The sequence below is a fragment of the Bacillus sp. AFS053548 genome (assembly GCF_002575105.1).
In the GTDB taxonomy this organism is placed as follows: Bacteria; Bacillota; Bacilli; order Bacillales; family Bacillaceae_G; genus Gottfriedia.
This window is the reverse complement of sequence record NZ_NUHI01000005.1, coordinates 276,092-298,267: the sequence shown is the minus strand read 5'-3', so window position 1 is coordinate 298,267 and position 22,176 is coordinate 276,092. Positions and strand designations below refer to the sequence as shown.

19 protein-coding genes are annotated in these 22,176 nt (G+C 32.5%); 13 read left to right on the top strand and 6 right to left on the bottom strand.

Annotated features, from left to right (window positions below; translation table 11 throughout):
- Positions 1–23: 23 nt before the first annotated feature.
- The 3 genes from treC to CN946_RS03230 all read left to right on the top strand — a co-directional run bounded on the left by treC (position 24) and on the right by CN946_RS03230 (position 4,185).
- On the top strand, positions 24–1,700 hold the full coding sequence (treC, locus tag CN946_RS03240) for an alpha,alpha-phosphotrehalase (protein WP_098859868.1): 1,677 nt from the start codon (positions 24–26) through the stop codon (positions 1,698–1,700).
- Positions 1,701–1,717: 17 nt separating this feature from the next.
- Positions 1,718–2,449, top strand: coding sequence for a trehalose operon repressor (gene treR / locus CN946_RS03235; RefSeq protein ID WP_218012639.1), 732 nt, complete (start codon positions 1,718–1,720; stop codon positions 2,447–2,449).
- Positions 2,450–2,988: 539 nt separating this feature from the next.
- Positions 2,989–4,185: a class I SAM-dependent rRNA methyltransferase gene (locus CN946_RS03230; protein WP_098859952.1), complete on the top strand. Its 1,197-nt coding sequence runs from the start codon at positions 2,989–2,991 to the stop codon at positions 4,183–4,185.
- Between the two features lie 35 nt (positions 4,186–4,220).
- Here CN946_RS03230 and pepT read toward each other — a convergent pair whose 3' ends face one another.
- From pepT to CN946_RS03215, 3 genes are all read right to left on the bottom strand, one after another.
- Positions 4,221–5,462: a peptidase T gene (gene pepT, locus CN946_RS03225; RefSeq protein ID WP_098859866.1), complete on the bottom strand. Its 1,242-nt coding sequence runs from the start codon at positions 5,460–5,462 to the stop codon at positions 4,221–4,223.
- 117 nt (positions 5,463–5,579) lie between these two features.
- Complete coding sequence (locus tag CN946_RS03220) at positions 5,580–6,215, bottom strand: lysoplasmalogenase (RefSeq protein WP_353616181.1); 636 nt, start codon at positions 6,213–6,215, stop codon at positions 5,580–5,582.
- 132 nt (positions 6,216–6,347) lie between these two features.
- Complete coding sequence (locus CN946_RS03215) at positions 6,348–7,919, bottom strand: L,D-transpeptidase (protein ID WP_098859864.1); 1,572 nt, start codon at positions 7,917–7,919, stop codon at positions 6,348–6,350.
- 347 nt (positions 7,920–8,266) lie between these two features.
- Between CN946_RS03215 and CN946_RS03210 the strand changes: the two genes are divergently transcribed.
- The gene (locus CN946_RS03210; RefSeq protein WP_098859863.1) at positions 8,267–10,447 is read left to right on the top strand and encodes a DNA topoisomerase III; all 2,181 of its coding nucleotides are present in this window, start codon (positions 8,267–8,269) and stop codon (positions 10,445–10,447) included.
- A gap of 36 nt (positions 10,448–10,483) precedes the next feature.
- On the opposite strand, the gene CN946_RS03205 is transcribed toward CN946_RS03210, so the two are convergent.
- On the bottom strand, positions 10,484–10,981 hold the full coding sequence (locus CN946_RS03205) for a precorrin-2 dehydrogenase/sirohydrochlorin ferrochelatase family protein (RefSeq protein ID WP_098859862.1): 498 nt from the start codon (positions 10,979–10,981) through the stop codon (positions 10,484–10,486).
- A gap of 273 nt (positions 10,982–11,254) precedes the next feature.
- Here CN946_RS03205 and CN946_RS03200 point away from each other — a divergent pair, with 273 nt between their 5' ends.
- A complete protein-coding gene (locus CN946_RS03200; RefSeq protein WP_420486110.1) occupies positions 11,255–11,797 on the top strand; it encodes a PTS sugar transporter subunit IIA in 543 nt (180 codons plus the stop codon).
- A gap of 25 nt (positions 11,798–11,822) precedes the next feature.
- Here CN946_RS03200 and CN946_RS03195 read toward each other — a convergent pair whose 3' ends face one another.
- A complete protein-coding gene (locus CN946_RS03195; RefSeq protein ID WP_098859861.1) occupies positions 11,823–12,872 on the bottom strand; it encodes an acyltransferase family protein in 1,050 nt (349 codons plus the stop codon).
- Positions 12,873–13,231: 359 nt separating this feature from the next.
- On the opposite strand from CN946_RS03195, the gene CN946_RS03190 reads away from it, so the two are divergent.
- From CN946_RS03190 to CN946_RS03165, 6 genes are all read left to right on the top strand, one after another.
- On the top strand, positions 13,232–14,152 hold the full coding sequence (locus CN946_RS03190; RefSeq protein WP_098859860.1) for an ABC transporter ATP-binding protein: 921 nt from the start codon (positions 13,232–13,234) through the stop codon (positions 14,150–14,152).
- Positions 14,149–15,246, top strand: a complete 1,098-nt coding sequence (locus CN946_RS03185; protein ID WP_098859859.1) for an ABC transporter permease — start codon at positions 14,149–14,151, stop codon at positions 15,244–15,246. The genes CN946_RS03190 and CN946_RS03185 overlap by 4 nt, the downstream gene beginning before the upstream one ends.
- Before the next feature lie 197 nt (positions 15,247–15,443).
- The gene (locus tag CN946_RS03180; RefSeq protein WP_098859858.1) at positions 15,444–17,591 is read left to right on the top strand and encodes a YhgE/Pip domain-containing protein; all 2,148 of its coding nucleotides are present in this window, start codon (positions 15,444–15,446) and stop codon (positions 17,589–17,591) included.
- Between the two features lie 108 nt (positions 17,592–17,699).
- Positions 17,700–18,626 (top strand): glycosyltransferase family 2 protein, encoded by a 927-nt coding sequence (locus tag CN946_RS03175; protein ID WP_098859857.1) that lies wholly within the window; start codon positions 17,700–17,702, stop codon positions 18,624–18,626.
- 112 nt (positions 18,627–18,738) lie between these two features.
- Positions 18,739–19,722, top strand: coding sequence for a YeiH family protein (locus tag CN946_RS03170; protein ID WP_098859856.1), 984 nt, complete (start codon positions 18,739–18,741; stop codon positions 19,720–19,722).
- A 76-nt stretch (positions 19,723–19,798) separates the two neighbouring features.
- Positions 19,799–20,467 (top strand): uracil-DNA glycosylase, encoded by a 669-nt coding sequence (locus CN946_RS03165; protein WP_098859855.1) that lies wholly within the window; start codon positions 19,799–19,801, stop codon positions 20,465–20,467.
- Positions 20,468–20,524: 57 nt separating this feature from the next.
- Here CN946_RS03165 and CN946_RS03160 read toward each other — a convergent pair whose 3' ends face one another.
- Positions 20,525–21,337, bottom strand: coding sequence for a Cof-type HAD-IIB family hydrolase (locus CN946_RS03160; protein ID WP_098859854.1), 813 nt, complete (start codon positions 21,335–21,337; stop codon positions 20,525–20,527).
- A gap of 139 nt (positions 21,338–21,476) precedes the next feature.
- Between CN946_RS03160 and CN946_RS03155 the strand changes: the two genes are divergently transcribed.
- Positions 21,477–21,764, top strand: coding sequence for a YwdI family protein (locus tag CN946_RS03155; RefSeq protein ID WP_141546854.1), 288 nt, complete (start codon positions 21,477–21,479; stop codon positions 21,762–21,764).
- An 18-nt stretch (positions 21,765–21,782) separates the two neighbouring features.
- Positions 21,783–22,148, top strand: a complete 366-nt coding sequence (locus CN946_RS03150) for a DUF423 domain-containing protein (protein WP_098859852.1) — start codon at positions 21,783–21,785, stop codon at positions 22,146–22,148.
- The last annotated feature ends 28 nt before the right edge of the window (positions 22,149–22,176 follow it).

The following is a 22,176-nucleotide window of genomic DNA, read 5'->3' as shown; positions in this document are numbered from 1 at the left end:
TAGAAATCAAGGAGAATATCAAAATGAAGGATTTTAAGAACAGTGTCGTATACCAAATTTATCCTAAGTCTTTTTATGATTCGAATGGAGATGGTTTTGGAGACTTAAGAGGAGTTACAAAAAAGCTTGATTATTTAAAAGAATTAGGTGTTGACTACATTTGGCTTACTCCATTTTATGTATCTCCTCAAAATGATAATGGTTATGATGTCGCGGACTATCGAATGATTGATCCAGCATACGGAACAATGGAAGATTTTGATGAATTAGTAAAGGCTGCGAAACGTTGTGATATAGAAATAATGCTGGATATGGTATTTAATCATACTTCATCAGAACATGAGTGGTTTAAGAAAGCCCTGGATGGAGCTGAAAAATATAAAAATTATTATATTTTTAGAGAAGAAAAGGACGGAAAAGAGCCAACGAATTGGCTCTCCAAATTTGGTGGTTCAACTTGGGAAAAAGTTGAGAATTCAAATGAATATTATCTGCATCTCTTTGATAAAACCCAACCAGATTTAAACTGGGAAAATGATGAGGTACAAAACGAAATATTCGATATCGTTAATTTCTGGATTGATAAAGGAGTAAAAGGATTTCGTTTGGATGTAATTAATCTGATTTCTAAACCAGAAGTTATGGTTGATGACGAAACAGGTGACGGCAGAAAATACTATACAGACGGACCTCGAATTCATGAGTATTTAAAGAAATTAAATAATGAGACGTTTGGTAAGAACGAAGAAATCATTACTGTCGGTGAAATGTCTTCAACCTCAATTGACCATTGTATTCGATACTCAAATCCGTCTGAGAATGAGTTATCGATGGTTTTTAGCTTCCATCATTTAAAAATTGACTATAAAGATGGGCAAAAATGGTCATTAATGGATTTTGATTTTATGTCACTTAAGTCAATTCTGGATCAGTGGCAAAAAGGTATGCAATCAGGAAATGGATGGAACGCCTTATTTTGGTGTAACCATGACCAACCGCGTATTGTTTCGCGAATTGGAAACGATCAAAAGTATCATAAAGAATCAGCCAAAATGCTTGCTACTTCAATGCATCTATTAAGGGGAACTCCATATATTTACCAAGGTGAAGAAATTGGAATGCCTAATCCTAAATTTGACGCAATTGAAGACTATCGAGATGTAGAAAGCTTAAATTATTATAAAATATTAAAAGAAAATGGGGTTCCCGAAAGAGAAATATTAGCCATTTTAAAAAGCAAATCAAGGGATAATTCTCGTACGCCTATGCAATGGAATGATTCAATACATGCAGGATTCACAACCGGAACACCTTGGATTTCAACAGGAAAAGATTACGAACAAATAAATGTCGAAAAGTCTCTAGTTGATGAAGATTCAGTGTTTTATCATTATAAAAAACTAATTAATTTAAGAAAAGAATTCGATATTATTTCGACAGGTACGTATGATTCTTTATTACTAAATCATGAACAAATTTTTGCATACACTCGTAAGCTTGGTAATCGAATGTTGTTAGTCGTTAATAATTTTTATGGCGAAGATACACTTTTTAAATTACCAGAAGATATTGCTATTGGGGAGTATAACAGGCAGATATTAATTTCAAATTATAATGATTCTAGTCAGGATTTAACCGAATTTACGTTACGCCCATATGAGTCTATTTGTTACCTTCTTGAGAAAAATGTGAGAATATAATAAAATTTTTCTAGGTGATGAAAATGAACGCAAAGTATATTTCGATCTATCATAAGTTAATTGAACAGATTGAAAAAGGGGCTTTTACTGTTGGTAGTAAAATACCTTCTGAAAAGTCATTAATGGAGCAATTTGATGTTTCTAGAGATACAATTAGAAAATCCTTACAAATGCTTGAACAAAACGGTTATATAAATAAAGTCAAAGGTAAAGGTTCGTTTATTTTAGACACTGCAAAATTAAATTTCCCAGTAACAGGTTTAATTAGTTTTAAAGAATTATCAAATCAAATCGGTAGAGAAGCAGAAACGATTGTAGAAATTCTTGAAAAGAAGTGGCCTAGTAAATTTATAGGAGAACAACTAGAAATAGATGACCAAACCGCGATTTGGAAAGTAGTTAGAGCTAGAAAAATCGACGGCAAAAAAATAATTTTAGACAAAGAGTACTACAATAGTGCTTATGTCGAAAAACTTTCAAGGTCAATCTGCGAAGGTTCAATTTTTGACTATATAGAAAATACTCTACATTTAAATATTGGCTTTGCGAAAAAAGAAATTGTCGTACAAGCTTGTACAGAAGATGACCAAAAATATTTAGATTTAGATGGCTATGATATGGTAGTAGTTGTAAATACATTCGTATACTTAGACGATGGTTCTCTATTACAGTACGGTCAATCTAGACATAGGCCTGATAAGTTCAAATTTGTTGATTTTGCTAGAAGAATAAAACAGGTTAATGAATGAATTTAAAACCTTATTTAATTTAGACTTGTACCCCTTAAAATTGATGTAGAAAAAACCCTGTGTTTTGGAAATATCGAATCTAAGGGGTGTTTTTTAAGGGTAAAAAGCTCTTACGTAGTTGGTTCCATTTAATTGTGCAAGAAATATGAAAAAAACTGGTTCATGTATAAAAAAAGAGCTATTTCCAAAAGAATTAAATCAGTTTTTTACATTTAGGGGATCTTGACCATTGTGATTTTTTCACTTATCAAACTAAAGCATGCAACTTTACTTCTTTAACTTAAAGACTTTAAATGAAAGAGAATATTTTATGCATCAAATTTAAAACCTACTATCATTCTTGCTTAGAAAAAGAGAGATTAAGTAATTTGCTTATTTGTCATGTTATAATAAAAGACTTGATAGCGCGTTGTGTGCAAAATGGATTTAGCGATTATTTCATAGAAAAAGATCAAAATCTGCAGTTTTCTCTAACAGGTCACACTATAATAATTGATTATGGAAATAATGAGTAAAAAAGAGAATGAATGGATGGGCTTATGGATAAAGAAATGAATCTAAAAATTAAACAAAAGTTTGTAAAAGATTATAAAAATGGGTATCCACTAATTTCAAAAGAATCGATCGTGAATAGTAAAGATTTTATTAATGAAGGAACAATAATTAATCTAGTAGATGAACGTAATGGTTTTATTGGAAAGGGTTACTATGGAAAGCAAAATAAGGGTTTAGGTTGGATTCTTAGCCTAAAAGAGCATGAAAAGATTAGTCCTAGGTTCTTTGAAGATAAAATTAAACAAGCAATCGAAGACCGCAAACAATTTTATAATAGCTCTGATACGACAGCATTTAGAGTATTTAATGGAGAAGGCGATGGGATTGGTGGATTAACGATTGATTTTTTTGACGGATATTATTTAATTAGTTGGTATAGCGAAGGAATCTATCAATTCAAAGATTGGGTTATTCAAGCATTAAAGAATATTGTCGAATTCAAAGGGATTTATCAGAAGAAGCGCTTCGATACAAAAGGTCAGTATATTGAAGAAGATGACTTTGTGATGGGGGAAAGAGGTCAATTTCCTATTATCGTAAAGGAAAATGGAGTTAATTTTGCTATATATTTAAATGATGGAGCAATGGTAGGCGTATTTTTGGATCAACGCGAAGTTAGAAAGCTAATTCGAGATAAATATGCTTACGAGAAAACAGTTTTAAATACTTTCTCATATACAGGCGCATTCTCTGTCTTTGCGGCAGTAGGAGGGGCTAGTAAGACTACTAGTGTTGACTTAGCTAATCGGAGCTTAGATAAAACAAAAGAACAATTTAAAATTAATGGGATCGATCCTGCTACCGAAAGCATAGTCGTTGAGGATGTATTTCATTACTTTAAATATGCAGTAAAAAAGAACCTTTTATTTGATATGGTTATTTTAGATCCACCAAGCTTTGCAAGATCTAAAAAACATACCTTTAGTGCCGAAAAGGACTATAAGAACCTGTTGAAAGAAGCGATTACGATTACAGAAAATGATGGTGTAATTGTTGCTTCGACGAATTGTAGTACTTTTGGAATGAATAAATTTAAAGGGTTTATTGACACAGCCTTTAAAGAATTAGGCGGTCAATATAAATTAATGGAAGAATTCAGTCTACCTAATGATTTTAAAACGATTAAACAGTTTAAAGAAGGTAACTATTTAAAGGTCGTATTTATTCGTAAAATTAAGTAAAAAAATGGACTGACAGATCTGTCAGTCCTACTTTTTTACTTTGAAGTTGCTTTTTGTTCATATAATTTGATAACTTCAATCATAACATTCGTTGCTTTAATCATATTGTCGATTGAGATGTATTCAAATTTACCGTGGTAGTTTTCTCCACCTGTAAAAATATTTGGAGTAGGTAGCCCCATATATGAAAGCTGTGAACCATCTGTACCACCACGAATTGGTTCTACAATTGGTGTGATTTCTAGGTTTGTCATTGCTTCGTGGGCAATATCAACAACCTCTTTAACAGGTAAGATTTTCTCACCCATATTATAGTACTGGTCTTTTAATTCTAAAATTATGTTGTTTTCACCATGTGTTTCTTTTAATTGATTTACAATATTCGACAATGTCTCTTTTCGGTTAGCAAATTTTGTTTTATCATGATCTCTAATTATGTAGTGCATTTTTGTTAGCTCTACATCACCTTCAATTGATACTAGATGATAAAAGCCTTCATAACCTTCAGTTGATTCTGGCGCTTCTTCAACAGGTAATAAATTATTTATTTCCATGGCAATTTTCATAGAACTTATCATTTTACCTTTAGCAGTACCTGGGTGCACATTTTTACCTTTTACCGTAATCATTGCACCTGCAGCATTAAAGCTCTCGTATTGAAGCTCCCCTAGTGGACCACCGTCCATTGTGTAAGCATATTTAGCATCAAATGCTTTTACATCAAATTTATGAGGGCCTCTACCAATCTCTTCATCTGGTGTGAATGCGACTCTTATTTTGCCGTGTTTGATTTCCGGATGTTGAACTAAATACTCCATCGCAGTCATAATTTCAGCGATTCCAGCCTTATTATCTGCACCAAGTAATGTTGTTCCATCAGTTGTCATTAATGTATGACCTATATATTTAGTTAACTCTGGTGAATGACTTGGAGATAATACAACATTTAAACTCTCGTTTAAAACGATGTCATATCCATCATAGTTTTCAACTAGCTGAGGGTTAACATTTTTTCCTGTAAAGTCTGTCGCTGTGTCTAAATGTGCTAAAAATCCAATTGTTGGGGTATCTTTGTCGGAATTTGCCGGAAGTGTAGCCATTACATAACCATTGTCATCCATTGTTACGTCAACTAATCCAACTTTGTTTAACTCTTCCACTAACATGCGGCCCAAAGTTAATTGGCCAGGTGTAGAAGGGCATGTTTCACTACTTGCATTTGATTGTGTATCTACCTTTGCATAACTAATTAAACGATTTATTAACTCATTTTTCATATGAAAATCTCCTTTTTTACATTTCATATTTCTTGGGTAATACGCTTTCATTTTTTACTTTTAGCGAAAAGAGGCTATATTTATATTGTAGTTCTTTCTATATTTGAAAGTAAAATATTACGCAACTCTGTTTCTATTTAAAATGCTTTTAGCGATTAAAAACTGTGCCGAGTAGTAGGTAATCATGATTAATTCATGACCATATTTAACACTTTCTACAAATAGGTCCCACGATAATATAGAATCTGAAATGATAAATAATAAGCTCCCAAAAATAGCCCATATGTTTCCAGTCATTATGGCTGTAAATACCATCAAAGAAATTGCTACTGAATAGGCTATTACCGGAATAACTAAGTTTTCCTGTCCACTTTCGTTTAAAGATTTTACTAAATTAGAGCATAGAAAAAACGCATAAATTGCAATTGGAATGATGGCTAGTACGCGATAAATAGAAAATTTCCATCCTGATATAAAACCAGCAGCGTAAAACAAATGCCCAATTAGAAAAGCACTTAAACCAGCAACAAACCAGATTAACGTTCCGTCACCAATCATACAAAAAATAAGACCTAAAAATATAAGAGCACGATATTTAGTTGATTGATAAGGAATTTGTGAAAAGGCATAACTGATAATCAACACCATTGGAATTACCTTAAATAGTATTTTTATGCTCACAGGCTCTGAAGGAATAAAAAAGATATAGAGAATACCAAAAAATAAAATAAGTATAGGTAAATACTTCTTCAAAATAAAATTACCCCTTTCTAACTATTTCCTTTTTACTAAATATTATCAGTGAAAAATGAAAAGAATGCTATTAGAAATAAAGATAGCAGTCTATTAAACTATAAAAAAAAGCAAACCATAAGTGGTTTGCTTTTATGCGATAGAAATACCATATGCGTGAGCAATTTGCCCATTTGTATTAGAGGATTTTGCAATAATAACTGTAGCTCCAACATTTATTTGATCGAATAACCATTGAATCTCGCTGTTATGCATTCGGATACAACCGTGACTAACTGATTTACCGATTGAGCTCTCATTAGCATTTCCGTGTATTCCGTATGCGCTACCGACACTTAAGCCCATCCATCTTTTACCTAGCGGATTATTTGGAGCTCCTCCAGGAATATTTTCTTTATACCAAGGTCTATTTTTAATTTTATTTACGATTTTAAACTTTCCAGTAGGTGTAGGACTCGAAGCTTTTCCTGTTGCTACACTAAATGTTTTAACTAGTTTTCCCTTGTTATAATAAGAAAGTTTATTTGTATTTGTATTAATAATAATTAGCTGCCCATTCGAAAGTGGTTGAGAGCTCTTTGCCTCTGTATATGAAAACTTACTTTGATTTCCAGCAGCGTCAATTGATTGTACTTTTATAGGCGTAAATACTTTTAATTTACTGACCTTAAAAGTATAACTACCATTGTTTAATGCAGCCGTTTTAGCTGTATATTTACCGTTTAAATACAGTTTAACGGAAGCATTTGGTTCTGTTTTTCCACTAATGACAGTAGCGTTTTCTTTAACTGTTTGGATTGTAGGTGCTGCAGGTGCAGTACGATCTAATACACGAATTGAAACAGGTTTACTTTGATTTTTACTCTTATCAACTGCAACAACTTGAAGAACATTGTTTGCCTTTTGCTTCGCTATTTTAATAGTAAACTTTCCTGCCGCATTAACTTTACCTTGTGCTAGTACTTTCTTGTTTAAGTAAATAAAAACATCGGCGTTCGGCTCTGACTTACCTGATATACTCTGAGATTGATCTGTAATTGAAGGTATTGAAGTGATTGAAGGTGCGATTATATCAGAAACATATGATGTAGCAGTATTACTTTTTAATCCAATTGAAACACCAACTGCATTTATTTTAGTAAATTCTTTTAGAGGTTTAGTATTGAATAGAAAATTGCCTTTTGCATCTGTTTGTACAGTGCTGACCAGCTTATTGTTGATGAGAATTTGGACACTGCTTTTTTCTAAAAATGCTCCTGACACGGAAGTAGATTTATTAGTAATTGGATTGATTTTTGGGGTTGGTAAATCTTTAATTATAAATTTAACATTCTGGTCTGAAACAGTTAGAGTTTGATCACCTAGCGTAATTGAACTAAGTTGATAAGTACCTTTTGTAAAAGAAGCTGTAACTCCTATTTTTCCAGAATAGTAAAGATCTGATGACGATGGATTTTTTAGTAAAACTTCTGTCAAATTAGTTCCATTTTTAAATGTTAAAGATACATTGTCGAAATGTTCTTTAGTTGTTAAACCAACTTCAATCGATTGTCCAAAAGTGGCTTCAGTAGTGTTTAAATTTAGATTATCTATATATTTCGATAACTCACCGTCACTAAAACCTTGAGAAAAAGAAGTTGCATTAGCAGTAGGTAAAAGGAATAAAAATACCCCCAAAAGTACAGATACAATCTTATTTATCATTTTCTCTCTCCTTATATATGGAATTTAATTACTAAATTTGCCATATGGAGAGTGAATTCCTTTGTTTTCTTAGTAAAATAAAACGTCAATATTCAGCAAAAAAAGAACATTTGTTGAAAAAACAGAAAGAACAGAGAATATAGTAAAATTAGGTAGAATAAAAGAGAAAATAGAAATTTTTGTAGAATTAATGTATTTTTTTAATGTTATATTTATATAACCTACTCTCAATCTCTAATCCTGTTATTTAGGTTTTTCTTGATTATATTCCGTTCACTTCCCTTTCCCCTGTTCTTAATGTTAAAGTTAGTTAATAAGAAATTTGTAAATAAACTAAGGAGTATGTTATGAGCAAAACTGTAGTATTAGCGGAAAAGCCTTCAGTTGCTAGAGATATAGCTAAAGTGCTAGGGTGCAATCAAAAGGGTAATGGTTATTTAGAGGGTAAAAAGTATATTGTGACCTGGGCATTAGGGCATCTTGTGACTTTGGCTGATCCTGAAGGGTATGATAATAAGTATAAGTCATGGAATTTAGAAGATTTACCAATGATTCCAGATAAATTAAAGCTTGTTGTTATTAAAAAGACAGGCAAGCAATTTCAAGCTGTAAAAACTCAATTATTAAGAAAAGATGTTTCAGATATCGTTATCGCAACAGATGCAGGGCGAGAAGGTGAACTTGTTGCAAGATGGATTCTTCAATTGGCAAAGGTCAATAAACCAATCAAAAGACTGTGGATTTCTTCTGCAACAGATCAAGCAGTAAAAAAAGGCTTTGAAAATTTACGTAGTGGTAAGGAATATGAAAATCTATATCTTTCTGCTGTAGCAAGAGCTGAGGCAGATTGGATCGTGGGGATTAATGCAACAAGAGCACTTACTTGTAAGCATAATGCTCAACTTTCATGTGGTAGGGTTCAAACTCCGACACTTTCGATGATTTTAGAGCATGAAAAGGAAATAAAAGAATTTAAGCAACAAACTTATTACGGGTTACAAGTACTAGCAAATAATGTAACCTTTACGTGGCAAAATCGTAAGTCGAATGAACAGAAAATTAAAACGTCCGATGAATTACAAAAAATTATTGGAGCGATAAAAGGAAAACAGCTAAAGGTTAAGGAAGTTTCGACTGCGGAAAAAAAATCTTTTGCTCCACAGCTTTACGATTTAACTGAGCTGCAAAGAGAAGCGAATAAAAGATTTAACTTTTCACCTAAAGAAACCTTATCCATCATGCAAAAGTTATATGAGCACCATAAAGTTGTTACGTATCCACGAACTGATTCAAGATACTTATCATCGGATTTAGTTGGTACATTAAAGGAACGGTTATTAGCATGTAACATAAAACCTTATGGAAAAATCATTATGAAGTTAACGAATCAACCGATTAAAGTAAATAAGTCCTTTGTAGATGATAATAAAGTTTCAGATCACCATGCGATTATACCAACAGAGCAGGCACCTATATTAAGTGAACTTTCTTCAAAAGAATTTAGAATATATGATCTAATCGTAAGAAGATTTTTAGCAGTCCTATTACCTCCATATGTATATGAGCAAGAAAAAGTTATCGCAGAAATTGATAATGAGATATTTGTTGCGAAAGGTAAAAGGGTTATCTCACTGGGATGGAAAGAAGTCTTTAAAGACGAAGACGATCTTGATAGTACAGAAGATCAACGATTACCAATTATTAATGAGAATGAGCGTCTTGAAGTAGCTAAAGTCATTGAAACAAAAGGGCATACGAAACCACCAGCATATTTTAATGAAGCTACACTTTTAAGTGCAATGGAAAATCCAGTTCATTTTATGTCTGGTAATAGTAATGATTTAAAGAAGACGATTGGCGAAACAGGCGGATTGGGAACAGTTGCAACAAGAGCGGATATTATTGAAAAACTTTACAGTAGCTTTTTAATTGAAAAAAAGGGAAAAGATATTTTCATCACAAATAAAGGCAAACAATTATTAAACCTTGTTCCAGAAGCTTTGAAGTCACCAGCTTTAACGGCCGAGTGGGAGCAGAAGCTTCAAGCCATTTCCAAAGGTAAATTAGCTAAATCTAAATTTATGAGTGAAATGATTAGTTTCTCTTCAGATGCTGTGAAAGAAATAAAACAAACTGAACAAAAGTTTAAGCATGATAACATGACTAGTACTAAATGTCCTGACTGCGGAAAGCTTATGTTAGAAGTAAACGGTAAACGTGGAAAAATGTTAGTTTGCCAGGACAGGGAATGTGGTAATCGAAAAACCATTTCACAGTCAACTAACACGAGATGTCCTAATTGCTTCAAACGGTTAGAACTAAGAGGCGAAGGAGAAGGTCAAATTTTTGTATGTGCATGTGGACATAGAGAAAAACTTTCTACTTTTAAAGATCGACGTTCGAAAGAAAAAAATAGTAAAGTTTCAAAACGAGATGTTCAAAAATATTTAAAGCAACAGAACAAACAAGATGATGAACCATTTAATAACCCATTTGCAGAAGCCTTAGCGAAGCTGAAAAAACAATAAAGGCAGGGACTCTGCACTAGAACCAGTCATATGAGTTTACTCTATGACTGGTTTTTTTCGTTCAATTGCATATTCATTTACGACTTCACTATAATGATCGTCAAAATAAGTGTCCAGTTCCTTTTTTATCTTTTTTGATAGGACTGGACTTTTACCTGAAGTTGAAACTGATACAATAAGGTCTCCTCTACGAACCACTGCCGGTGTATGGAAATCACTATTATTTTGATCACTTACATCATTAAACCATTGGCAATCTGATGTACAATCTTTGACGAATTTATTTATATTTTTATCGTCTGTAGCTGCAATAACAATGTGAGCTCCAGTTAGATCAGCTTTTTCAAAATACTTATTTAAATATTTTATTGTAGGTAACTGTTTAAATTCATCACATAGTTGAGGGCTAATAATCGTAATTGAAGCACCACTTTTTATAAATGCTTTTGCTTTTCGAAAAGCGATTTTTCCTCCACCGATGATCGTAATCTTTTTGTTTTGAAGTGAGAAAACTAATGGAATCATTTCAGTCATCTAATCGCTCCTATCTATTAATTGTATGGACAAATAGTAATGCATCATTATTTTATCATATGTATTGTCAATTTTTAGAACTAGCTAATAAATGATTTATGAGAGGATTTTTATGTCTTTTATTGTAGAAATGATACAGTTTAGTTAATAATTAAATAAAAGTTCATCTTTTCTTTAGCATAAAAGTATTTTTTCTGTTAGGATAATTAGTATTATTTTCTATGAAAAGATAATGATAAGACTGGAATCTAATTTAAAGAAAAGGTGAGTATTATGTTTAACAAATTAAAAAAAATGTTCGGTTTAGAAGAAAATGAACAACAACAAGGATCTGCTCCTGTAACTACAGAAGCAGTTAAGGAAGTTATCATTAAAGCGCCATTAACTGGTGAGATACATCCACTATCTGAAGTACCAGATCCTGTATTTGCAGAAAAAATGATGGGTGATGGATTTGCTATTACACCTTCAGAAGGTGTTGTCGTAGCTCCTTTTGATGGAGAAATCGTACAAGTATTCCATACGAAACACGCTATTGGAATTCGTTCAAAAGAGGGTGTTGAAATTTTAATTCATGTTGGTCTAGAAACAGTAAAACTAAATGGTGAAGGCTTCGATGCACATATTACAGAAGGACAAAGTGTTAATGCTGGAGACCATTTATTAACTTTCAATATTGACTACATAAAAGAAAATGCAAAAAGCACAATTACTCCAGTTATTTTTACAAATGGAGATGCGCTAGAAAATATTAAAGTTACAGCAACTGGCTCAGTTCAAAGAGGTTCAGATGCAGCTGTTGCTACATTAAAATAAAAAAATAGCCCTAGGGCTATTTTTTTTATGCAGTTCTTACTTTTAAATGTTGTTTTCGTTTTACATTTAAACCAATGAACAATGGTTTTATAGTAGGTTGTGATTCAATAATAAATTTCTTCGCAACCATCGGCACAGCTAAGCCAATCATTGTGTACAATAACGGCCCATAATCGAAAAACTGTGAAAAAACAGCATTCGCAAAGATATGGATGTACATTATTGTTAATGATTCTTTACCAAATATTGTGCAATGCTGGATAAATTGTAGTTTTGCTAGCTTTTGACATAAAAAAAGTACGGCAATCGTCATTGTTATTGGAATTAAAGCATCTAAAAATAAATGGTTATATCTTAAATATTTAAGACTTAGATGATAGTCTAATTTATTCAATTCATATAAGGTCATATAAACGATGCTAAGCGCAATACATGATATTCCAAGGAAGTTAGAAATTGACGCTATCAGTTTTTTTCCAAAGAATCCTAACCCTAAAAAGAAAATAGCTAGTAGAGCAACATCCATATTCCACGGGATCGAAATTTGATTAAAGGTATTTTTACCAATCTGTGGAATTAATTTAATTGTTTCAAAATGTGCAAGCAAATAGCAAGCAATTACGATGAATAGACGGGTACTATTCTTTTTAAAGTATAAACAGATTAACGCAAATAATATTTGTGTAATAAATAAACATGTCACATACCAAAATACGCCATGGACTCCAGTAATAAATCTACCACCAATTAACAATGATAGGACTTCTTTTGATAAATTTGATTGGTTAATGGTTCCGTCTATTACCTCGATTGTCATGTTATATAAACTAAATAAAACCAAATAAGTACAGTAAGGTACAAGCAATCTACATGTTAGTTTTTTAATAAAAAATTTGAGTTCATTAATTGAATTGACCGGTTTAAATAAATAGCCACTAATAATAAAAAATAGAGGCATATGGAACCAGTAAATAAATGTAATAGAATTCGGACCTTCTGTAGAATGACCATAAACAACCAAAAAGATTCCGATCATTTTGGCAACATCCAACCATTTTTCACGTTCTATTTTCATTTTATCACCTTGTTTTTATGGCTCGCTTAAAGCAAAAAACTTCAAATCAAAGCCAATTTTTTTAAATAATGTCCAACATATTGTAACGGATGAGTATTACAAAGCGACAACATGGACATTACAATCAAGTTATAAAATGTAAATAAATATTTCATAAATGCTACAAATAAGTATGGATGCTAAGTGTAGCATCGGACGAAACGATTTGGTAGAAAATGTAAATTCCCATTAAAAATTATTAATAATCAGTTCTTTCGACAAATATATTAAGTTTTGCATTATATACTTAGCAGGCTGAATTATAAAAGATAGTACACTTTTTAAATAATCATTTAATTAGTCGAGGTGAGGGAAAAACAATGGGCTCAATTATTAAAGTTGAAAATCTTAAAAAGAGATATGGGGATTTTTACGCTGTTAATGGAATTAGTTTTGAAGTTGGAAAAGGTGAAGTATTTGGATTACTTGGTCCAAATGGAGCTGGTAAATCAACGACAATGGAAATGCTTGTAGGATTAAGAAAACCAGATGAAGGTACGGCTACTATTGCAGGGCATGTGATCGGTAAAGACTCATATAAAATCAAACAAGAGATTGGAATCCAACTTCAATCAACATCATTATTTGAACTGTTAAAGGTTAAGGAAATCATTGAAATGTATGCAAGCTTTTATCCAAGTCATATCCCGATTCAACCGTTAATTGATGAAATGCTTTTATCTGAAAAACAAAATAGTCTTGTAAAAGGTTTATCAGGAGGACAAAAGCAGCGATTAGCGATTGCATTAGCATTAATTCATGATCCTCAAATCATATTTTTAGATGAGCCAACTACAGGACTTGATCCACAAGCTCGTAGAACGTTGTGGGATATCATTTTAAAACTAAAAGAACGAGGTAAAACAGTAGTTTTATCAACGCACTATATGGATGAGGCTCATGTACTAGCAGATCGCATTGGTATCATGGATAAAGGTAAATTAATTGCGCTAGATACACCAAACAATTTAGTTAGTTCAATTTCTGCAGAGAGTGCGATTGAATTTAAGACAAAAGTACCAGAGCAAGAAGAAAAGTTCGCACATTTAGACAATGTAATGAATGTCGTGATTAACCATGATTTCGTAACATTGTATACTCGTAACTTACAAGCTTCATTAATGGCTTTGCTTGAGTATACAAAAGAACAAGATATGACGATTTCAGATTTATCGACTAGAACTGCGACTCTTGAGGACGTATTTTTACATATGACTGGAAGGGGGTTACGTGAAGAATGAAGGCTTATTATCAATTGACTTTAGCGCAACTCCGGATTTATGTACGTAATCGTCAAGCACTAATTTGGACACTATTATTTCCTTTTTTCTTTATGATTATTTTCGGATTAATGTTTAACGATGGGAATACAACTAGTTATTCAGTAAACCTAATTGATTATGATAACACTCAAGTAAGTAAACAAATTACAACTGTTTTAGAGAAACAAAAGTCGCTTAAAATTCATAAAAAAACAAATGAATTAAAGTCTAGGAAATTATTATCTGATGGTAAAACCGATTTTGTAATCGTCATTAAAAAGGGATTTCAAAATCAAGTTACAACCAAACAACAATCCGCTCCTGCACAAATAAAAGTTCTTTATAATGAAAGTAATGCAGGCCAGCTTCAAGGTGGAATAGCAACGATTACAGCATATGTTGATGCTGCTAGTAAACAAATGGCAGGGTATACACCTAAAATCGTAACGGACTTTAAAGGAGTAGCTGGAATTACTCTTTCCTATTTAGACTTTTTAGTACCTGGAATTATTGCAATGCAAATCATGAATAATAATATGAATGGTGTCGCTGGTCAAATTGCGTCTTGGAGAGAACGAGGTGTACTAAGACGAATGCAAGGCACCACATTAAGAGCCTCAACGTTTATTGCCGCACAAATCACAGCTAGGCTAATATTGAATAGCTTACAAGCCATCTTAACAATTCTAATTGGCTACTTTGGATTCGACGTAAGTATTCGAGGATCATTCCTTTTAGTAGTATTGTTTGTAGTATTAGGTACATTAACATTTATGAGCATTGGATTTATTATAGCAAGTTTAGCGAAAAGTCCAGAAAGTGCTGGGCCAATTGCAGGCTTCATTTCGTTCCCACTAATGTTTTTAGGTGGAGTATTTTTCCCTATAAATAATATGCCCGAATATTTACAACCGATTATAAAGACAATTCCAATTACACACTTATCAACCGCAATGCGTGACATCATGAATGTCGGAGCATCATTTGGAGATTTACTTCCAGATTTCGGCTGGTTATGCGTCTGGATGGTCGTAAGCTTCTTAATCGCTGCACGTACATTTAGATGGGAGTAAGGGCAGAAACTAGATAATGAATAATGTAGATGAAACAAAGTGAATTAAAGTATTTGATCAGAAAAGACTTCGCTAATTTTGGTGAAAGTCTTTTTTATTTTGCCTTTTCTTTATCCAGGCTCCCGTTCTTGCCTTTAAGAATAGTTATGCAGTATTTATTGCATACTATCTAAAAATTAAGATTAGGTGAGTTATAGGTGAGTTCAATATTTGAAATCTATTTTCGTGATGTAAAGCGGGTTGTAACAAATTGGGCCGCATTGATGATTATCATTGGCTTAATTATCATGCCCTCAATGTATGCATGGTTTAATATAAAGTCCTCTTGGGATCCGTACGGCAATACAAAGGGCTTAAAGATCGCAATAGTAAATGAGGATCGTGGTGCTACTGTCTTAAACAATAAAATTAATATCGGAAACGAAGTAATACATTCTTTAAAACAAAATCCTTCATTAGGCTGGAGATTTACAAGTAAAAAAGTCGCAAATGAAGGGGTTAAACAAGGAAAATATTACGCTAGTATTTTAATTCCAAATGATTTTTCAAATAAAATTAGCACAGTTTTAACAGATCATCCTCAAAAACCTGAACTAGTTTATCAAGTTAATGAAAAGCTAAATATTGTTGCGCCGAAATATACTGAAAAAGGTGCAACCGGTATTGCGAGTGAGATTACAAAGAAATTTGAAAAGACCGTAAGTAAGGAAGTATTGCAGGAGTTTAATAAAATAGGAATTGATTTACAAGCAAATTTACCTGAAATAAAAAAATTTGAGCAAATGGTTTTTAAGCTTGAAAAAGATTTACCCGAAATAAAGACAGCTGTGAATACTGCCTTAAATGACTATAAAAAAGTACAAAGCGTTATTCAGACTACAAAAAAAGACATGGAATTGATTAATAACATCGTAGCAAACGGTGAAAAATTAACGGCTAGTTTAAGTGGGTTTTTTAATCAAATTAACAAAGCAATTCAAGATTCAACTCCATTTATTAAACAGACACTTAACCTACTCCAGAACCAGTCTGTTGTTATACAAAGTACATTATCACAATTACAGAATCAAACGATTAGTCAAGACGAATCCATGAGGCTATCGAATGATATCGGAAAAGTACTACCGAATTCAAGAAATATGGTTACTTCTTTAAATCAAGTTCTTCAATCTTTTAATAGCTTAGGTACTACAGCCGATTTTAGTAAAGATGTTAGTTCATTAAAAGATCTGGAAGCAGATTTAATGATGATTCAAAATGAGAATACTCAATTAAAAAGTGCAATACAAAGCGGAAACGGACTACCGAACGATTTACTTCAAAAAATGAATGAGAGCGCGGCAAATATAAATAACAAAATAAACAGTTTAACTGGAAATTTTGATCAAGATTTAGCGCCAAAAATAAGTGAAGCTTCAAGATTAGTGAATGAATCATTAAAAAATACCCAGACTGTTTTGGCTGATGCAAAAACGAGTATACCTACAATAAAAGGTGTACTCCAGGACACATCAAATTTGTTAGCAACGAAAAAGGGTGATATACAACAATTAGTAAATGAGTTACCAATGATTGAAGCGAAAATAAAACAAATAGCTAATGAGATTAGAAAGGCTAAAGAAAAAGGAAGCATCGAGGATTTAATTAATTTTCTACGAACAGATATAGAAAAGGTAAGCGACTTTTATTCCAGCCCAATCCAAATAAAAACGGAGCGAATGTTTCCGATACCGAATTATGGTACAGGCTTGACCCCTTTTTATACAACATTGTCGTTATGGGTAGGAGCTTTATTAATGGTATCGTTATTAACTACTGAAGTTCATGAAGAAAAGCCATATAAAAGTAGAGAAGTTTATTTTGGAAGACTATTGACCTTTATAACTATTGGGGTATTACAGACATTAGTAGTGACTACTGGTAACTTCCTGATACTAGGTACTTATGCAGCAAGTAAAGGTTATTTTATCTTATTTGCACTATTGATTAGCATTGTATTTACGTTTATTGTTTATACGCTTGTTTCGGTTTTCGGAAATATTGGGAAAGGCATCGGTATTATCTTTTTGGTTCTCCAAATATCTGGAGCGGGAGGAGTTTATCCGATTCAAGTAACTCCGCCATTTTTCCAAAAAATAAACCCGTTTCTGCCTTTTACATATGCATTAAGCTTGTTAAGGGAGGCGACTGGTGGAATCGTTTGGGAAACCATTTATAAGGACCTTCCAATACTAGTTCTTTTTGTCGTCATTGCAATCATAGTGGGGGTAGTTCTTAAAGCAACTATTAATAAAAGAGCAAGTAAAATTGCGGATCTTTCCAAGAAGAGTAGACTCATCCATTAGTTGTTTGAAATAATAAATTCATATAAAAATCATTGAACTGTTTTGCCAAGTGCTATAACATAGATAAAAGTTATATCTTCATAGCTTTAGGAGAAGTAGGTGTTTTGTATGAAATTATCAGTTGTTGTATATTGCTATAACAATGGAGAAAATTTTGAGAGATTTCACGTTAATTTATCAAATACAGTAAAGTTACTTAAAGAAGATTATGAAATTATTTATATAAACGACGGAAGTGATGATGATACACTACTAGCACTTCAAGTTGTTGCAAATCATAGCAGTCATTTGAAATATATCTCATTTACTCGCCGGTTCGGAAGAGAGGGAGCAATTTGTGCTGGACTTGAACATGCAAAAGGCGATGTAGTCATCCTAATGGATGGAAACTTTGTACATCCACCGAATGTTATTTTAGAGATGATGGATGAATACAAAAAAGGACATAACCATGTAGTTGCATCGAAAAAAATAGAGAATTCAGTTCTAAAAAAAGCAAAAAAAGGAATTTTTGAGAAGGTCATTAAAAAATTTGTGGACCCTGATATTTTGCAAAACGAATCAGACTTTCGTTTGTTAAGTAGAAAAGTAGTGAATGCTATTTTAAGCATGCCAGAATCAAACCGCTATTCAAAAGGTATTTATAACTGGATTGGTTACAAAATAAAAACGATTGAATATGAAATAACATCAAGAATTATTAACAAAGAGTCAGAGGTAAAAAGGCTAGATTCGATAAAAAGATCTATTGAATATATATTGTGTTTTAATACAAGACCATTGAGGTTGTTAACGAAAGTCGGATTACTATTAATTGGTATAAGTATTGTAATCTTTATTATGATGAGCTTTAAAGTTGTTTTAGTTGGGATTAGAATTCCTGGTTTATATACGATATCAAATTTCATTATGTTATTTGGCGGAGTTCAAATCTTGATGATTGGAGTATTAGGCGAATATTTAAGTAAGATCTATTACGAAACAAAAAGAAGACCCCAGTATATTGTTGAGGCTTCAAGCTATGATGAAAATTAAATATTACGATATGATAAATTTGGAAATTCGGCAAGAATCTTGTCGAATTTCTTTTTTCGTTACATAATATTTAAAGATAGAATAATATTTTAATGAAAGCTTGGAGAATAATATGGGGAATATTTATAAAGTTATTCCAGGGGTAGTTCTTTGTCTTATTATTGCACTTATTAGTGAAACACTTTCTTATATATTGCCGGTTGGAGCAGCTACATTTTCAATCTTAATCGGGTTGATTGTCGGTAATACAGTACACTTAAAATCTTATTTTGAAGGCGGTAGAAAGTTTGCAGAAAGTAAACTATTAGAGGTCTCAATATGTTTATTAGGAGCAACGATCAGCATTCAAATGATTAGCCTACTAGGATTAAAAGGAATTTTGTTAATCGTGACACAAATGTGTTTAGTCATCATTTTTACGATTTGGCTAGGTGAAAAATTAGGTTTTGGTTTGAATTTTAGCTATTTAATGGCAAGTGGAAATGCAGTTTGCGGTTCGTCAGCAATTGGCGCAACAGCCCCAGCCATACAAGCCACTCAAGAAGAAAAGGGACTGGCTGTCACACTTGTAAATATGATGGGAACAGTCTTAATGTTTATTCTGCCTTTAATAGCATCTGTATTATATCACTCAGAAAATTTGCCGACCTCTGCACTTATCGGAAGTACATTACAATCAGTAGGACAAGTAGTTGCTAGTGGTAGTTTAGTGAATGATGAAGTAAAGAATTATGCTACTTTATTTAAACTGATTCGAGTAGTTTTTTTAGTTTTTGTAGTTTTTAGCTTATCTACTATAAAAAGAAGACACATAGCAGAGGAATCTATTGAAAAAGTAAAAATCCAATTTCCTTGGTATGTAATTGGATTTGTCATCCTGTGTGTTTTTTATAGTTTAGGATTGCTACCAAGCTGGGCTGCGAATATTTCAAATAAGACTAGTCACTTATTTGAAATTATTGCACTCGCTGCAATAGGTTTAAATGTAAACCTAAAAATGATCATTAAACAAGGGAAGTCACTTTCACTTTATGCATTAAGCATCGTTGGTTTTCAAATCATTATTGCAATTTTGCTTATTCAAGTAATCTATTAATAATCGCGAACAACGACAAGAAACAACAAAACATAGCTATTTCTCGGGAAATTTCGTCAGGAAAGGTGGTATTTCATTGCTTCATCTATCATCAAATTGGAGAGAAAAATTAAAACCAGAGTTTGAAAAAACGTATTTTAAAGATTTATTGCGATTTCTTGAAAAAGAATACAAGGAACAAACAATATACCCTGCCAAAGAGCATTTATTTCAGGCTTTAAACGAGTGTTCATACGAAGATTGTAAAGTAGTGATTATTGGACAAGATCCTTATCATCAACCAGGTCAAGCGCATGGGTTAAGTTTTTCTGTATTACCAGGGGTGAAAATACCGCCTTCTTTAAGAAATATTTATAAGGAATTAAAGAGCGATTTAGGGATAGAAGTACCAACGAGCGGTTATTTAATTAAGTGGGCGAAGCAGGGGATATTATTATTAAATACTGTTTTAACTGTTCGTGAAGGGGAACCAAATTCCCATAAAAATAAAGGATGGGAACTATTTACGAATACAATCTTATCCGAGTTAAATAAACAAGATCATCCAATAATTTTTGTTCTATGGGGTAAACATGCCCAAGCTAAAGAAGAATTGATTACGAGTAACCACCATGTAATATTAAAATCACATCATCCAAGTCCATTGTCAGCTAGTAGAGGATTCCTTGGGAGTAAACCATTTTCACAAATTAACCAAAAACTAGTAGAACTTCAACTAGAACCGATTGACTGGACAGTTGAGTAGTCTATAAATGAAATTTAAAGAAGGGTTGTCTTTTTAGACAACCCTTTCTTGTATTTATTACCTATTACTCAATATAAATTTTTCAACAACTTGAGCGACGCCATCTTCGTTATTTGTAGCAGTGACATAATCAGCTTGTTGTTTAATTTCTTCAGGTGCATTTCCCATCGCAACACCTAGTCCCGCAAATTTAATCATCGGTAGGTCATTATATCCATCTCCTACAGCGATTACTTCGTCCTGTCTAATTCCTAAAATTTGAATTAAGTGATTTAGACTCTTACCTTTATCTACTTCACTGTTCGTTAGTTCTAAAAAGAAAGGCTTTGAGCGCATGACACTAATTTTACCTTCAAGCTCTTTTTGGAGTATTTTTTCAACTTGTGCTAATTTTTCTGGATCCTCTAACATTAACAATTTTACAACGTCATTTTGTACATGCTCGGTAAAGCTGCTTACTTCTTTAATTGGCATGCCTGTGAGTTGGCCTTCAATATCAGTATATTGATTCCCTTTTTCTGTAATAATATCATTTTCAACATATGTATGAACGAAAACAGTATGTTTCTTACTAATCTCATAAAGTTCATGTGCTTGCTCTTTTGTTAGTGTGCATTCATAAACATTGTTTTTTGTTTGATAGTCAGTAATGATTCCTCCGTTAAATGATAGGACATAGCTACCATAATCATGTAGTAATAGTTCCTCAGCTAACTTATGCATAGCAAAGGTTGGCCTACCGGAAGCTAAAACTACTTTTACACCCATATCTTGAGCTTTGAGTAAAGCTTCCTTCGTTTTTTGCGAAATAACATGTTGATCCGTTAAAAGTGTGTCATCGATATCCAAAACGATCATCTTATAGTTCAAATTACATTACCTCCTAAAAATTAACTTTTTTAGTATACCACCGTTCGATTAAAATAGTGCTTAATTTGGTTGGTATTCGCTTTCAGAAAAAAGCCATAGTATAATAGGATTTATTGGATTGTGTTAATAAAGTTTGGTGGTGATTTATCTGAATATCAGTGTAGAAAAAGTAATCCAGCAAATTGAAAATGAGTTACATAAGGCAAAAGTAAGTACGCAAAAACCTGGACAGTTTCGAGAAAGAATTGCCAGTATTCGTTCTTTATGCGAGTTACTTCTTGAAGACGAGAGTAATGTTGAGGTTCCAAAGAATATAGTAACTAGTAGTTTCGTTCAATCAATACCAAGTCAACCTATTATGTCAAGACCTTCTGTTATGCCTAAATTGGATGACTCGGAACAAAGCGGATCATTATTAGATTTTTAAGATAAAGGGGGAGAAGAAGTGAAACTATTTTTCTTATTAGGTAGTATTTTTGCATTTTTAGTAATCGCATTAGGTGCATTTGGAGCACATGGACTTGAGGGGAAAATTTCCGAAAGATCACTTGAAATTTGGCAAAAAGCTGTTCAATATCAAATGTTTCAAACAGGTGGACTATTTATTATTGCATTTTTAATTGATAAATTTGGTTCAACAACTCAATTAATGTGGGCGGGATGGTTATCTGTAATAGGAATCATCTTATTCTCAGGAAGCTTGTACATATTAAGTGTTTCTGGAATTAAAATACTAGGTGCGATTACTCCACTAGGTGGTTTAGCATTTTTAGTAGCTTGGATATTAGTAGGGATTTCAGTAATGAAATAAGAAAAGTGTTCAATAAAAGTGCAATTAT

Bases quoted from the DNA above. Each gene is read 5' to 3' on its own strand.
- treC (WP_098859868.1), top strand. From the start codon at position 24: ATGAAGGATTTTAAGAACAGTGTCGTATACCAAATTTATCCTAAGTCT.
- treR (WP_218012639.1), top strand. From the start codon at position 1,718: ATGAAAATGAACGCAAAGTATATTTCGATCTATCATAAGTTAATTGAA.
- CN946_RS03230 (WP_098859952.1), top strand. From the start codon at position 2,989: ATGGATAAAGAAATGAATCTAAAAATTAAACAAAAGTTTGTAAAAGAT.
- pepT (WP_098859866.1), bottom strand. From the start codon at position 5,462: ATGAAAAATGAGTTAATAAATCGTTTAATTAGTTATGCAAAGGTAGAT.
- CN946_RS03215 (WP_098859864.1), bottom strand. From the start codon at position 7,919: ATGATAAATAAGATTGTATCTGTACTTTTGGGGGTATTTTTATTCCTT.
- CN946_RS03210 (WP_098859863.1), top strand. From the start codon at position 8,267: ATGAGCAAAACTGTAGTATTAGCGGAAAAGCCTTCAGTTGCTAGAGAT.
- CN946_RS03205 (WP_098859862.1), bottom strand. From the start codon at position 10,981: ATGACTGAAATGATTCCATTAGTTTTCTCACTTCAAAACAAAAAGATT.
- CN946_RS03200 (WP_420486110.1), top strand. From the start codon at position 11,255: ATGTTTAACAAATTAAAAAAAATGTTCGGTTTAGAAGAAAATGAACAA.
- CN946_RS03195 (WP_098859861.1), bottom strand. From the start codon at position 12,872: ATGAAAATAGAACGTGAAAAATGGTTGGATGTTGCCAAAATGATCGGA.
- CN946_RS03190 (WP_098859860.1), top strand. From the start codon at position 13,232: ATGGGCTCAATTATTAAAGTTGAAAATCTTAAAAAGAGATATGGGGAT.
- CN946_RS03185 (WP_098859859.1), top strand. From the start codon at position 14,149: ATGAAGGCTTATTATCAATTGACTTTAGCGCAACTCCGGATTTATGTA.
- CN946_RS03175 (WP_098859857.1), top strand. From the start codon at position 17,700: ATGAAATTATCAGTTGTTGTATATTGCTATAACAATGGAGAAAATTTT.
- CN946_RS03170 (WP_098859856.1), top strand. From the start codon at position 18,739: ATGGGGAATATTTATAAAGTTATTCCAGGGGTAGTTCTTTGTCTTATT.